The sequence below is a fragment of the Gemmobacter sp. genome, assembly GCF_016792925.1.
In the GTDB taxonomy this organism is placed as follows: domain Bacteria; phylum Pseudomonadota; class Alphaproteobacteria; order Rhodobacterales; family Rhodobacteraceae; genus Gemmobacter.
Map to the genome: position 1 here is coordinate 1 of NZ_JAEULU010000233.1, position 11692 is coordinate 11692.

The 11692-nt window shown below is 67.8% G+C and carries 11 protein-coding genes and 1 pseudogene; 4 read left to right on the top strand and 8 right to left on the bottom strand.

Annotated features, from left to right (window positions below; genetic code table 11):
* Positions 1-320 precede the first annotated feature (320 nt).
* The 4 genes and pseudogenes from JNN06_RS11070 to JNN06_RS11090 form a co-directional block, all read right to left on the bottom strand.
* Positions 321-866: an adenine phosphoribosyltransferase gene (locus JNN06_RS11070; protein ID WP_291239650.1), complete on the bottom strand. Its 546-nt coding sequence runs from the start codon at positions 864-866 to the stop codon at positions 321-323.
* 10 nt (positions 867-876) lie between these two features.
* A pseudogene (locus JNN06_RS11075) lies at positions 877-1343 on the bottom strand (DUF2269 domain-containing protein).
* Positions 1343-2587: an SDR family oxidoreductase gene (locus tag JNN06_RS11085; RefSeq protein WP_291239652.1), complete on the bottom strand. Its 1245-nt coding sequence runs from the start codon at positions 2585-2587 to the stop codon at positions 1343-1345. The pseudogene JNN06_RS11075 and the gene JNN06_RS11085 overlap by 1 nt, the downstream one beginning before the upstream one ends.
* Positions 2584-3450: an S-methyl-5'-thioadenosine phosphorylase gene (locus JNN06_RS11090; protein WP_291239653.1), complete on the bottom strand. Its 867-nt coding sequence runs from the start codon at positions 3448-3450 to the stop codon at positions 2584-2586. Before JNN06_RS11090 ends, JNN06_RS11085 begins: the two co-directional genes overlap by 4 nt.
* 126 nt (positions 3451-3576) lie before the next feature.
* Between JNN06_RS11090 and JNN06_RS11095 the strand changes: the two genes are divergently transcribed.
* Complete coding sequence (locus JNN06_RS11095; RefSeq protein WP_291239654.1) at positions 3577-4065, top strand: N-acetyltransferase; 489 nt, start codon at positions 3577-3579, stop codon at positions 4063-4065.
* A 106-nt stretch (positions 4066-4171) separates the two neighbouring features.
* Here JNN06_RS11095 and JNN06_RS11100 read toward each other — a convergent pair whose 3' ends face one another.
* The 4 genes from JNN06_RS11100 to JNN06_RS11115 form a co-directional block, all read right to left on the bottom strand.
* Positions 4172-4882 carry a GNAT family N-acetyltransferase gene (locus tag JNN06_RS11100; RefSeq protein WP_291239655.1) on the bottom strand — a complete coding sequence of 237 codons (711 nt, stop codon included), beginning with the start codon at positions 4880-4882 and terminating at the stop codon, positions 4172-4174.
* Positions 4879-6003: an o-succinylbenzoate synthase gene (menC, locus tag JNN06_RS11105; RefSeq protein ID WP_291239656.1), complete on the bottom strand. Its 1125-nt coding sequence runs from the start codon at positions 6001-6003 to the stop codon at positions 4879-4881. Before menC ends, JNN06_RS11100 begins: the two co-directional genes overlap by 4 nt.
* Before the next feature lie 78 nt (positions 6004-6081).
* On the bottom strand, positions 6082-6888 hold the full coding sequence (locus tag JNN06_RS11110) for an EcsC family protein (RefSeq protein WP_291239657.1): 807 nt from the start codon (positions 6886-6888) through the stop codon (positions 6082-6084).
* A 9-nt stretch (positions 6889-6897) separates the two neighbouring features.
* Positions 6898-7872, bottom strand: coding sequence for a DMT family transporter (locus JNN06_RS11115; RefSeq protein WP_291239658.1), 975 nt, complete (start codon positions 7870-7872; stop codon positions 6898-6900).
* A gap of 142 nt (positions 7873-8014) precedes the next feature.
* Here JNN06_RS11115 and JNN06_RS11120 point away from each other — a divergent pair, with 142 nt between their 5' ends.
* The 3 genes from JNN06_RS11120 to ptsP all read left to right on the top strand — a co-directional run bounded on the left by JNN06_RS11120 (position 8015) and on the right by ptsP (position 11528).
* Positions 8015-8164, top strand: coding sequence for a hypothetical protein (locus tag JNN06_RS11120; protein ID WP_291239659.1), 150 nt, complete (start codon positions 8015-8017; stop codon positions 8162-8164).
* Entirely contained in the window at positions 8161-9099 is a 939-nt protein-coding gene (locus JNN06_RS11125) for a LysR family transcriptional regulator (RefSeq protein WP_291239660.1), read from the top strand. Before JNN06_RS11120 ends, JNN06_RS11125 begins: the two co-directional genes overlap by 4 nt.
* A gap of 185 nt (positions 9100-9284) precedes the next feature.
* Positions 9285-11528 (top strand): phosphoenolpyruvate--protein phosphotransferase, encoded by a 2244-nt coding sequence (gene ptsP, locus JNN06_RS11130; RefSeq protein ID WP_291239661.1) that lies wholly within the window; start codon positions 9285-9287, stop codon positions 11526-11528.
* Positions 11529-11692 lie beyond the last annotated feature (164 nt).

The following is an 11692-nucleotide window of genomic DNA, read 5'->3' on the forward strand; positions in this document are numbered from 1 at the left end:
TCAAGGCCGCGCTCGATCCGCACGGCATCCTCAACCCCGGCGCCGTGCTGCGCTGACCCTGCGAAGGCGCGCGGGCATCAGCGTTGCGAGTGGATATTTGGGCCAAGATGAAGCTGCAAGCGCGCGCTTTACCCATTCACCTTGGCCTAAATATCCAAATCCCACAGCTACCAAAGGAAACCCCGCCGGGAGGGTGATCCCGACGGGGCTGGGTGGGGTGTGTGTTGGACACGTGTTGCAAGCAGCGCATCCCCGGGTGGGTGAACCCGGTAAGCTCGTTCTAGCGAGTCGGAGTTAACAATCGGTTAAGATGGAACCGGTCACAGACCGTCAAACGCACAAAGCGCGTGAACCTCCATCCCCATGGCCTCCAGCCGCTTTCGCCCGCCCAGATCGGGCAGATCGACGACGAAGGCGCAGCCGATGATCTGGCCGCCCAGACGCTCCACCAACCGGATGCCCGCCTCGGCGGTGCCGCCGGTCGCCAGCAGGTCATCCACCAGCAGGATGCGCTCGCCGGGTTGAATGGCATCCTCATGCAGCTCTACCACCGCCTCGCCATATTCCAGACTATAGGCCTGGCTGATGGTCTGCCCCGGCAGCTTGCCCTTCTTGCGGATCGGCACGAAGCCGGTGGACAGCTGATGCGCCACCGCCCCGCCCAGAATGAAGCCGCGCGCCTCCAGCCCGACCACCTTGTCGATGCGGGTCCCGGCATAGGGGGCGAGCAACTGGTCGATGCAGATGCGAAAGCCGCGCGGATCGGCGAATAGCGTGGTCACATCGCGGAACAGGATGCCCTCATGCGGGAAATCCACGATGGTGCGGATATAGTCGCGCACCGCTTTATCCTTGAGATTTTTCATAGGCTTGCCTTCAGAACAGATCGGGTTTCGAGATCATCAGCCAGAACACGCCGGTCAGCGCGCCAAAGGCGGGCCAGCCCAGGCAGAACCAGATGGCGAAGAGCCGCCGCGCCGATGTGGGCAGCGGTCCGGGGCTGGCGGCGCGGGCCAGATCGCGGAGGCGATATTGCAGCCAGACCACCGGCAGCCAGCACAAAAGCGCCAGCGCATAGGCGGAATAGGTCAGCAGCAGCCAATCCTCCCACAGGCTGAACCCGGTTTCCCGGATCAGCCACAGCCCGGTCAGCGGCTGGACCAGCCCGGCGGGCGCGGTAAGATCCAGTCGGCCACGACCACGCCGCCCGCCACATGGGCCACCACCTCGGCCCGGCCTGACCGCATCGCCCAGACCATCGCAAAGGCAGTGCCGATCCCGGTGCCGAACAGCACGGTCGAGGACAGCACATGCAGCCATTTCGCTAGCAAATACAGGTCCATCAGCGCTCCTCCGCCAGGGCGAGATGCACGAGGATCAGCGCCAGAACCGGCAGGTTTTTCAGCAAGCCGCCGAAGGGATCAAGCCAGAGGCCGGGGGCCAAGACGGTGAGGCCCAGCGTATAGCCTGCCACCAGTGCAAGCTGTGCGAGGGCAATTTTCCGCGGCCGCCAGTCGCGCAGCAGCGCCAGCCCAAGCGCCAGATCGGCCAAGCCGCCGCCCCGTGCCAGCACAAGGGCCAGTGGTTCAGGCAGCGGGATCGTGGCACCGAAGTGGGCAAGGGGGGTGAGGAACCCCAAGGCCGCCGAGGCCAGCCACATCAGCGCCAAGGTCAGCCTTATCAAGGGCTTGAGCAGGTAAAGCCGCGCCTGCCACAGATCTTGCGTGCCGGCGGGGCGGCTGGCGAGGATCTGCGAAATGCCCCTTGGCCGGGCGCTGATCTGCGCCAGCAGCGGGGCGGTGTCGGCCCAGACGCCCTGATCCAGCTGCCGCAGGGCCGTGGTCGAAATCGGCCCGAGCCGCAGCGCATCGCCCAGTCGCCCCGAGACCCGGGCGAGCCAGCGCGGCACCCGCCAGACCCGCGCGCGCGGCAAGCCCAGCCAGTTGCGCAAGCCGAGGGTCAGCGCGGTCAGCGTCATGGTTTCCGGGCCGCCGATCTCGTGTAGGCCGGGGCGCGGCTGAGCCAGCAGTTCGGCGATGACCGCGCCGAGGTCGCTGGCATGGATCGGGTTGAAAGGCTGCGTGCCGCTGCCGATCACCGGCACCACAAAGGGTAGGGCTGCGAAGGCGCGCAGAGCCGAACTTCCACCATAGCTGGTATCGGCCAGGACAAGGCCGGGGCGCAGCACCATGGCGCCTGCGGCGAAGGCCTCGGCCTCGGACACGCGGCGCCAGCGCGCGAAGGGGGTGTCGGCCTCAATGCCGATGGCCGAGACATGCAGCTTGGGCCCGGCGCAGGCGGCCAGCGCGGCGCGCAGGGCGCGCTGATGCACGGCCTCGAACTCGGCCTCCGATCCGGTGAGGAGACCCGCCAGATTGACCAGCGCCGCCCCTTGCAGATGGGGCTGCCAGAAGGCCGGATCATGGGTTTCAGGCTGTGTCAGATCGGCCTTAACCACCTGAAATCCCATGCGTTCCAGCGCAGAGACGCGGCGGGCGGAGGCCAGAACCTCATGCCCCGCCGCGCGGAGCGCAAAGGCCACATGCCGCCCGATGAAACCATCGGCGCCAAGGACCAGAACCTTCACAACACCCGGCCCGCAATGCTGCGCAGCCGCTCGACCGTGGCGGGGTTGCGGGCGGCGGGGGCGGTCATTACGGCATGGTCCAGCGCGCGGTCGCAGCCGCAGGGGCAGGAAGCTTTGGCAGGGGCCAAGTGGGCGGGTAGGGCTGCGATCATCGCCTTGGCTGTGCCTGCATTTTTTGCAAGCACCGCAATGACTTGCGCGACATCCACCGCGCCGTGGCTCTCGTGCCAGCAATCGTAATCGGTGACCATGGCGACCGAGGCGTAGCACAGCTCGGCCTCGCGCGCGAGGCGGGCCTCGGGCATGGCGGTCATGCCGATCACATCGGCGCCCCATTGGCGATACATCCGCGATTCCGCGCGGCTGGAAAACTGGGGCCCCTCCATCGCCAGATAGGTGCTGCCTTGGTGAAAGGTGGTGCCTGTGGCGGCGAGGGCGGTGGCGCAAGCCTTTGAAAGATCAGCGCAAAACGGGTCTGCAAGGCTGACATGCGCAACGCAGCCCTGGCCGAAAAAGCTGGCCGGGCGGGCCACCGTGCGGTCGATTATCTGATCCAGAACCACCATGTCGCCGGGCCGGAAATCCTCGCGCAGCGAGCCGACGGCGGAGACGGCGACGAGATCGGTGCAGCCGAGCGCCTTGAGGGCGGCGATATTGGCGCGGGCGGGCACCTCGGCGGGGAGGTGGACATGGCCGCGGCCGTGGCGGGGCAGAAAGCACATGGCAAGGCCGTTCAACCGGCCCGAGAGGATGCTGTCAGAAGGGGCGCCCCATGGGGTATCGACATGCTGCCAATGCGCGCCCTCGAGCCCGTCGATCTGGTAAACCCCTGATCCGCCTATGATTCCCAGCTTGCGTTCCATCCGCGCCCCCGTGGTTTTCCGCAGCCTAGACCAGCGGCGCAGGCGAGGCGAGGGGGCTTGGCGATTCCAGTCTTTTCCCTGTCACCTGTGCATGTTACGCGGCAAATGTGAGTCCCGGGGGATGGCATGTATCAGCTTGAGGAAGAGACGGAGGCGGATTGGTGGGAGGTGGAGGCGCTGTATGACCTTTGCTTTGCGCCGGGTCGCACGGCGCTGTCTTCCTATCGGCTGCGAGACGGGGTGGCGACGGTGGCACCACTATGTCTGGTGTTGCGAGACGCTGACGGCACATTATCTGCGGTGATTCGCTATTGGCCTGCGGAAGTGGACGAGCAGGATGTGCTGCTTTTGGGGCCGGTGGCGGTGCATCCGACGCGGCAGGGCGAGGGCTTGGGCGGCCTGCTGATCAACGAAAGTCTGGCCGAGGCCAAGCGGCTGGGCTGGGAGCGGGTGATGCTGGTGGGCGATGCCCCCTACTACAAACGCTTTGGATTCAAGAAGTTGGAAGGCGTGATCATGCCGCCGCCCACCAACCCGGACCGTGTGCTGGGGCTGGAACTGGTGCGCGGCGCCTGGGAGGGCGTCACAGGGCCGGTGACCAAGGCGAAGGCCTGAAAACGGTAACCGCCTATACAGTTTCGGGCGCAAGAACCGCCAAACTGTAACGGCCTATACCGTTTCCCCCCGCCCAAACGGGGCGAAGGGTAACGGGCTATACACGTCACGCCGGGGACAGCAGGTAACGCCGCGTCACCTTGTCGAATCCGGTCACGCGCTGGCCTTTGGCGAAGGCAGCCTGCAAGCCGTCGCGCAAGGCGAGACGCAGGCGCAGGGCCTCGGGCGGGTTCGTGGCCAGAAGCGCGTCGAGGTCTTCGGGAAGCGGCAGGTCCAGCGGGGTGCCGGGGGCGGGGGGCTGTGCGTCGAAATGCCATTCGGCCACGAGGCGATCCGAGGGCAGGCCCGCATTGATGCCCGCCATGGCGCCGTAATATTCCACCCGGTAATCGCCCGCGCTGGCGCCAAGGCGACCGATGTTGAGGCTGGCATTGGGCAGGCGCAGCGGGTCATAGGTCCAGCGGGTGAGGTGGATGCCGCGCGCCCGGCACCAGTCACGCTGATAGAGTTTCAGCCGCAGGCCAAGGCCAAGGCCGCGCGCCTCTGCCCGCACGGCGAGGCGGTGCGAATGCTGCACGCCGGGCGTGGCGGTGGGGAAGGCGAAGACATAGCCCATCAGGCGGTCCTCCACGAAGGCACCGCCGACCAATCCGCCCTCGGCCTGAATGACCATCATCAGATCGGCAGGATCGGGCACATCGCCTGCGCCCCAGACGGCGCGTTGCAGGGCCTCGGCCTCGGTAAACTCGGCCATGCCGCGCAGATCGCGGAAGGTGACGGCGGTTTGGGCGGGCGCCATGGGGGCGAGGAGGCTCATGGCAGGATCTCCGCATGGCTGAGGGTGGCGGTTTTCAGAGTGTCGAGGTCGAGCGTGACGCCGATGCCGGGGCCGGGGGGCACGGGCATCCGGCCTGCCACCGTCTCCAGCCGCTGTTCGATGATGTCGCGGGTGAAATAGCGGCTGGCCGAGGAGGTATCGCCGGGCTTGGTGAAGCCGGGCAGGGTGGAGAGGTGGATGTTATGGGCGCGGCCCACGCCGCTTTCCAACATGCCGCCACACCAGACCGGCACGGCGAAGGCCTCGCACAGGTCATGGATGGCGCGGGCAGCCGTATGCCCGCCGACACGGCCGACCTTGATATTCATCACCCGCGCCGCCCCGGTTTGCAGCGCCTTGCGGGCGTGGTCGGGGGTGCGGATGCTTTCATCCAGGCAGATCGGCGTGGCGATGCGGGTTTGCAGGGTGGCGTGATCGTGGATGTCATCCCAGGCGAGGGGCTGTTCGATATAATCGAGGTCGAAAGCATCCATCCGGGCGATCAGGGCGCTATCCGCGAGGCTGTAGCAGCAATTGGCATCCACGGTCAGGTGGGCCTGCGGGAAGGCCTCGCGCGCGGCGCGCAGCAGCGCGAGGTCATGGCCGGGCTTCACCTTCAGCTTGATGCGCTGATAGCCTTGGTCGAGGTGCTGCGCGATGCGGTCCAGCGTGGTGGGGATGGGCGCGATGCCGAGCGAGACGCCCACGTCGATGGCGCCGCCCTCGCCGCCCAGCACGGTTTGCAGGGGCAGGCCCAGCGATTTGGCCCAGAGATCCCAGAAGGCCATTTCCAGCGTGGCGCGGGCCATGAAATTGGCCCGCCAGGGCGAGAGCGCCCGGGCAAGCGCCTGCGGATGGGCGAAGCTGTGGCCCATGACCTGCGGCAGAAGGGTATCGCGCAGCAGGGCCATGGCGCCGGCGGTGGTTTCCTCCAGATAATCCGGCAGTGGGTCCATGACGCCTTCGGCATAGCCCTCCAGCCCGCCGGATTTGAGGATGAGCAGGGGAAAGACCTTTTCGGTCATGGTGCCGGTGGAAATGGTGAAGGGAGTGACCAGCGGCAGGCGCACCAGACGCAATTCGGCGCCGTCGATACGAAGAGGGGCGCGGAGAGGGGGCATGGGGGCTCCGGTCTGCAATGGGATTCTTGCAGAATATGGGGCCTTGCAAGTTTTCTGTCAAATGGCAATGCGCCGGGGTCAGCCCTTGCCGATCAGGGGTTTCACCGTGGCGGCCTCGGCGAAGCGGGCGATCACCTGCTCGGCGCCATGGGTCTGGCTGAGGCGCAGCAGGCGGAAGCGGATGCGCGCCAGCTCGCGGTAATGGCTGAGGAAGGCGGCGTTGAGCGCGGCGCCCGACACCGCGCCCAGCACCGGCACGGCCTGGGCTGCGAGCTTCTGGCCCATGATGGCGGCGATTTTCGGGGCGAGGGTGGCGACCAGCTTGTTCAGCGCGGCGCCGGTGACGGCGAAGCGGGCGCCGATGAAGGCGGTGTTCACGCCGTCATCGCCGCCAAAGGGCGTGCCATTGGCGAAACAGCGCAGGATCTCGGCCTTGATGGCGGGGGTTTCGGGGTCGAAGCCCTCGGCCTCGGCAGCGGCGCGGATGGTGCCCAGGATGAGGGTGATGGTGACGGGCAGCTCGGCCACCGAGGTGAGGACGCCGCCCGCGCCGCCTGCCGCGCCGGAGAGGGCGGCGGCGAGGGGGGCGGCGCTGTCGCCCAGGTCGGGGCCGCGTTTGCCAAGGCTGGCCATGCCGCCCGCGACGCTGAGCGCGCGTTCGAGCGTGGCGAGGGTGAGGCCCTCCACCTGTTTGCGGGCGCCGTCGGGCAGCAGGCCAAGCTGCCCCTCCAGCGTGCCGCCCAGCTTTTGCAGGAGGCTCATGAGCGGGCCATTGGCCTTGCGGGCGCGCCGCGCCAGTTCGGCGATCTCGAATTCCGGGAAGGGCGCTTGCCGGGGGGCCGGAAGCGGGGCGGAAGCGGCGGGGGGCTTTGGCGTGTCGCTCATGGGGGAAAGCTAGGGAGGCGGGGGCGGCGCTGCAATGGGCAGGGAGACCGGCGGTGCAATTTTCCCCCTCAGCCGCGGAGGGTGAGGGTGACGCCCAGCAGGGTGACGGCGAGGCCCGCGAACATGGAGGGGCTGAGCGGTTCGTCGAACAGCGCCCAGGCCAGCGCCATGGTGAAGGGGGGGGCTGAGATAGATGGCGGCGCTGACGCGGGCGGCGGGAAACAGGCGCAGGCTGGTGTAATAGACCGAATAGGTGGCGAAGGTGGCGACGAGGACCAGCCAGCCCATGCCAAGGGCGAAATGCGCGGTGAGGGGGGGCGCGAGGTCTGCGCCCATGGCCAGGCGGCTGAGGGCGAAGAGGGCGGCGCCGGTCAGGCATTGCAGGCACAGCGCCTGATGGACGGGCATGTGGAGCGCGGCGCGGGCCGGGTCGCGGGTGACGAGCTTGTCCAGGACCGAGGCCAGCGCGAAGACCAGCATGGAGGCCACGGTAAGGCCATAGGCCCAGAGCGGCGCGGCCCCGAGGCTGAGGCTGTCGAAGGACACGATCAGCACGCCCGCCACCGCGAGGACGGTGCCAAGCCATTGGCGGCGCGTCAGGTTTTCGGCCAGCACGGGCTGCGACAGGGCGGCGATGGCGAGGGGCAGGAGGTCGGAGATCAGCGCGACAAGGCCGGTGGGCACCCGCGCCTCGATGGCGAGGGCAAAGCCGCCAAGGTAGAGAAACACCGCCATGGTGCCGAACGCCATTTGATACAGCACGGCGCCAAGGCGCAGCCGGGGGCCGAGGGCCAGCGCGAAGGGCAGCAGGATCAGCCCTGACAGCAGCGTGCGCCAGAACAGCACCAGCAGCACCGGCGCCTCTTCATTGGCGTAGCGGATGCCGATGAAACCGGAACTCCAGCCGAAGATCAGCATGAGCGCGCAAAGCGGCCAGAGCAGCGGGTGGGGGCTGGTGGTGGCGGGGGCGGGAAGGGCGGTCATGCGGTGGTCCTGTCAGTGCTGCCCCGGCATAGCGGCGCATCGCGCGGGCTGCACATGACAAATTTCGATGAAGGCATGACGCGGCACGCGCAGGAGTCATTTCCTGTTGCGCGCCCCCCGCCCGGCGGCGCAGGATAGGGGCATGAGCGATCTGGCCTGCCGACCCTTGGATATTGACGCGCTGCGCGCCTTGCGGGCGATGCGGCAGCATGGCGGCGTCACGCGGGCCGCAGCGGCGCCGGGCCGGACGCCATCGGCTGTGGGCTCTCTGCGGCGCAGGGGGGCGGCATGAGTGATCTGGCCTCGCGACGACTGGATATTGACGCGCTGCGCGCCTTGCGGGCGATCCGGCAGCATGGCGGCATCACGCGGGCCGCAGCGGCGCTGGGCCTGACGCAATCGGCGGTCAGCCATAAGGTGAAGCGGCTGGAGGCGAGCCTGGATTGCGATCTGCTGAGCCGCCGCCCGGGCGCGGCGCTGTTCACCGAGGCGGGCGAGGATCTGCTGGAGTATGCGGCGCGCATTCTGGCGCTGCATGACGAGGCGCTGCTGAGCCTGACGCGCACCGATCTGGCAGGGCGCATTCAGCTGGGCCTGACCGAGGACACGACCTGCACCGATCTGTCGCGTATCCTCGGGCGGTTTCGCCGCTTGCATCCGCAGGTCAACGTGCGGGTGCGCGTGCGCATGAGCATCACGCTGCGCGAGATGCTGGAGCGCGGCGAGCTGGATGCGGCGATTGTGCAGGTCTTCAGCCATGAGGTGCGCCCCGCCGATCACGTGCTGTTCCGCGAGGGCCTGCATTGGGTGAAGGCCAGCGGCCTTGCGCTGCCGGAAAGCGGACCGCTGCCGTTTCTGTCCTTTGACGATGCGTGCTTTTACCGGCGCTGGGCGCTGGATATTGGCCAGGATGAGGGGGCGCTGCTGGAAACGGTGTTTGAATGCGCCAGCGCGGCGGGGATCGTGGCGGCGGTGCAGGCCGGGCTTGGCGTGGCGCTGCTGAGCGACCGGCATATCCGGCCCGGCATGGAAGTGCTGCGCGGCGATGCGTCAAGCGGGGGGCTTCCCGCCCCGAGTGACCGGTTTTGCGGGGCGCTGCCGCCCCCGCCGGGTCTGGCCTATGTGATCCGCCGGGCACGCAAGGCGCGCAACCCGGCGCTGGACAGTCTGGCGGCGATCATCGAGGCCGAGGTGACGCGCACGGGCGGGTTGTCGCTGGCGGTGTGAGGCGTCTCTGCGCGGGCTGCCTGCCTCTTTGCGGGCAGATCGGACGCATTTGCCCGATATTGCGGCGGGATTGCGCGGTCTGCTGCCATGGGTTGCAACCGGGGGCTTTCCTGCGCCGGGGCTTTCGTGATCTAAGGGACCAAAGCATTCCAGCCTAGTCATCCAGAAGGAGGGCGCCCGCCATCATGCCCGAACGCAGTGAGAGTGACAGCCGCAAATTGCTGCGGCGTCTGCGCGACAGTCTCGCCCTGCCCGGCAAGGGCCAGGACCGTCTGGACCGCATCACACATCTGATTGCCGACAGCATGGGGACGGAGGTTTGCTCGATCTATCTGTTCCGTGACGAGGACACGCTGGAGCTTTGCGCCACCGAGGGCCTCAAGAAAGAGGCCGTTCACCAGACCCGCATGAAGCTGGGCGAGGGGCTGGTGGGGCGGGTGGCGCGCACGGCCTCGGCGGTGAATACGGCGGATGCGCCCTCGGAAAAGGGGTTCCGCTATATGCCGGAAACCGGGGAGGAGATTTTCTCCTCTTTCCTCGGCGTGCCGGTGCAGCGGGTGGGCGAGCGGCTGGGCGTTCTGGTCGTGCAGTCGAAAACCGCGCGGCAATTCTCGGAGGATGAGGTTTACGCGCTGGAAGTCGTGGCCATGGTGGTGGCCGAGATGACCGAGCTGGGCGCGTTTCTGGGCGAGGAGGGTGGCCTCAAGGCGCTGCACAAGCAGCCGCGGCTGTTCCGCGGCGGCACCGCGCAGGAGGGCAGCGCCGAGGGGCATGTCTGGCTGCATGAGCCGCGCGTGGTGGTGACGAACCCGGTGGCCGATGATCCGCTGACCGAGATCGACCGCATCCGCGAGGCGGTGGGGCAATTGCGGGTCTCGATTGACGATCTGCTGTCGGCGGCCGCGCTGGACAAGGATCAGCGGCAGGTGCTGGAGGCCTATCGCATGTTCGCCAACAGCCGGGGCTGGCTGAAGCGGATGGAGGAGGACATTGCGCGCGGCCTGTCGGCCGAGGCGGCGGTGGAGAAAGAGCAATCGGCGGCGCGGGCGCGGCTGGAGCAGGTGGAGGACGCCTATCTGCGCGAGCGGCTGAACGATCTGGACGATCTGTCGAACCGCCTGCTGCGCATCCTGACCGGGCAGGGGGCCGATACCGGCGCGCAGATGCCGGAAGACCCGATCCTGATCGCGCGCAATATCGGGCCGGCGGAATTGCTGGATTACGGCAAGCGCCTGCGCGGCGTGGTGCTGGAGGAGGGCTCGGTCGGGTCGCATGCCGCCATTGTGGCCCGCGCGCTGGCGATCCCGCTGGTGATCCATGCCGAGCGGATCGTGGCCGAGGCGCTGAATGGCGATCATATTCTGGTCGATGGCGATCAGGGTCTGGTGCATCTGCGGCCCGACGAGATGGTGGTGCGCAGTTTCCGCGACAAGATGGCGATGCAGGCCAAGGCGCAGGAGCGCTATGCGAGTTTGCGCAGCCTGCCCGCGCAATCGAAATGCGGCACGATCACCCGGCTGAACATGAATGCCGGGCTGATGGCCGATCTGCCCTCGATCGAAAGTTCGGGGGCGGAGGGGGTGGGGCTGTTCCGCACCGAGCTGCAATTCCTGATCCGCAACCAGATGCCCAAGCGCGACGAGCTGGCGCGGCTTTATGCGCGGGTGATGGATGCCGCCAAGGGGCGTGCGGTGGCGTTCCGCACGCTGGACATCGGGTCGGACAAGGTGCTGCCCTATATGAAGCCGCAGGACGAGCCGAACCCCGCAATGGGGTGGCGGGCGATCCGGGTGGGGTTGGACAAGCCGGGCGTGTTGCAGATGCAGGCGCAGGCGCTGATCCGGGCGGCGGCGGGGCGGCCTCTGACGGTGATGTTCCCTTTCATCACCGAGTTGAGCGAGTTCACCGAGGCCCGCGACATGGTGTTGCGGCAGGTCGAGCGCGAGGACCGTCTGGGGCGCCCGGTGCCCGAGGCCTTGAAGATCGGGGCCATGCTGGAGACGCCGAGCCTCGCCTATGCGCCGCGGGCGTTTTTCGATCTGGCGGATTTCGTGTCGATTGGCGGCAATGATCTGAAGCAGTTCTTCTTTGCCGCCGACCGCGAGAATGAGCGGGTGAGGAAGCGGTATGACACGCTGAACACCTCGTTCCTGCGGTTCCTGCGGCTGATCGCAGAGCGTTGCCAGACCAGCGACACGCCCTTGTCCTTCTGTGGCGAGGATGCCGGGCGCCCGGTGGAGGCGCTGGTTTTCGCGGCGCTTGGCATCGGGGCGCTGTCGATGCGGCCCACCTCGATCGGGCCGGTGAAGGCCCTGCTGCGGCAGGTGGATTTGCAGGAAGCGCGCGAGGTGATCCTGCGCAGCATGGCCGAGGGCGCCGTGTCGGTGCGTCCGGTGCTTATGGACTGGCTGGCGACGCGGGTGGAGTGAGGCGGCAAGGGCGGGGGATTGGGCCGCGCCTTGGCCAGCCCGGGGGCGGATCCAGAAACGCATCGCGTTTCGCCGCCCCTGTGGGAAACTGGCCGCAAGACCGGTTCAACCCGCGACCGAGAGGCCAGTGCCTGCCCCGGCGGGTGCGAAGCGCCCGCCATTGG

Bases quoted from the DNA above. Each gene is read 5' to 3' on its own strand.
- JNN06_RS11070 (WP_291239650.1), bottom strand. From the start codon at position 866: ATGAAAAATCTCAAGGATAAAGCGGTGCGCGACTATATCCGCACCATC.
- JNN06_RS11090 (WP_291239653.1), bottom strand. From the start codon at position 3,450: ATGGAACGCAAGCTGGGAATCATAGGCGGATCAGGGGTTTACCAGATC.
- JNN06_RS11095 (WP_291239654.1), top strand. From the start codon at position 3,577: ATGTATCAGCTTGAGGAAGAGACGGAGGCGGATTGGTGGGAGGTGGAG.
- JNN06_RS11100 (WP_291239655.1), bottom strand. From the start codon at position 4,882: ATGAGCCTCCTCGCCCCCATGGCGCCCGCCCAAACCGCCGTCACCTTC.
- menC (WP_291239656.1), bottom strand. From the start codon at position 6,003: ATGCCCCCTCTCCGCGCCCCTCTTCGTATCGACGGCGCCGAATTGCGT.
- JNN06_RS11110 (WP_291239657.1), bottom strand. From the start codon at position 6,888: ATGAGCGACACGCCAAAGCCCCCCGCCGCTTCCGCCCCGCTTCCGGCC.
- JNN06_RS11115 (WP_291239658.1), bottom strand. From the start codon at position 7,872: ATGACCGCCCTTCCCGCCCCCGCCACCACCAGCCCCCACCCGCTGCTC.
- JNN06_RS11120 (WP_291239659.1), top strand. From the start codon at position 8,015: ATGAGCGATCTGGCCTGCCGACCCTTGGATATTGACGCGCTGCGCGCC.
- JNN06_RS11125 (WP_291239660.1), top strand. From the start codon at position 8,161: ATGAGTGATCTGGCCTCGCGACGACTGGATATTGACGCGCTGCGCGCC.
- ptsP (WP_291239661.1), top strand. From the start codon at position 9,285: ATGCCCGAACGCAGTGAGAGTGACAGCCGCAAATTGCTGCGGCGTCTG.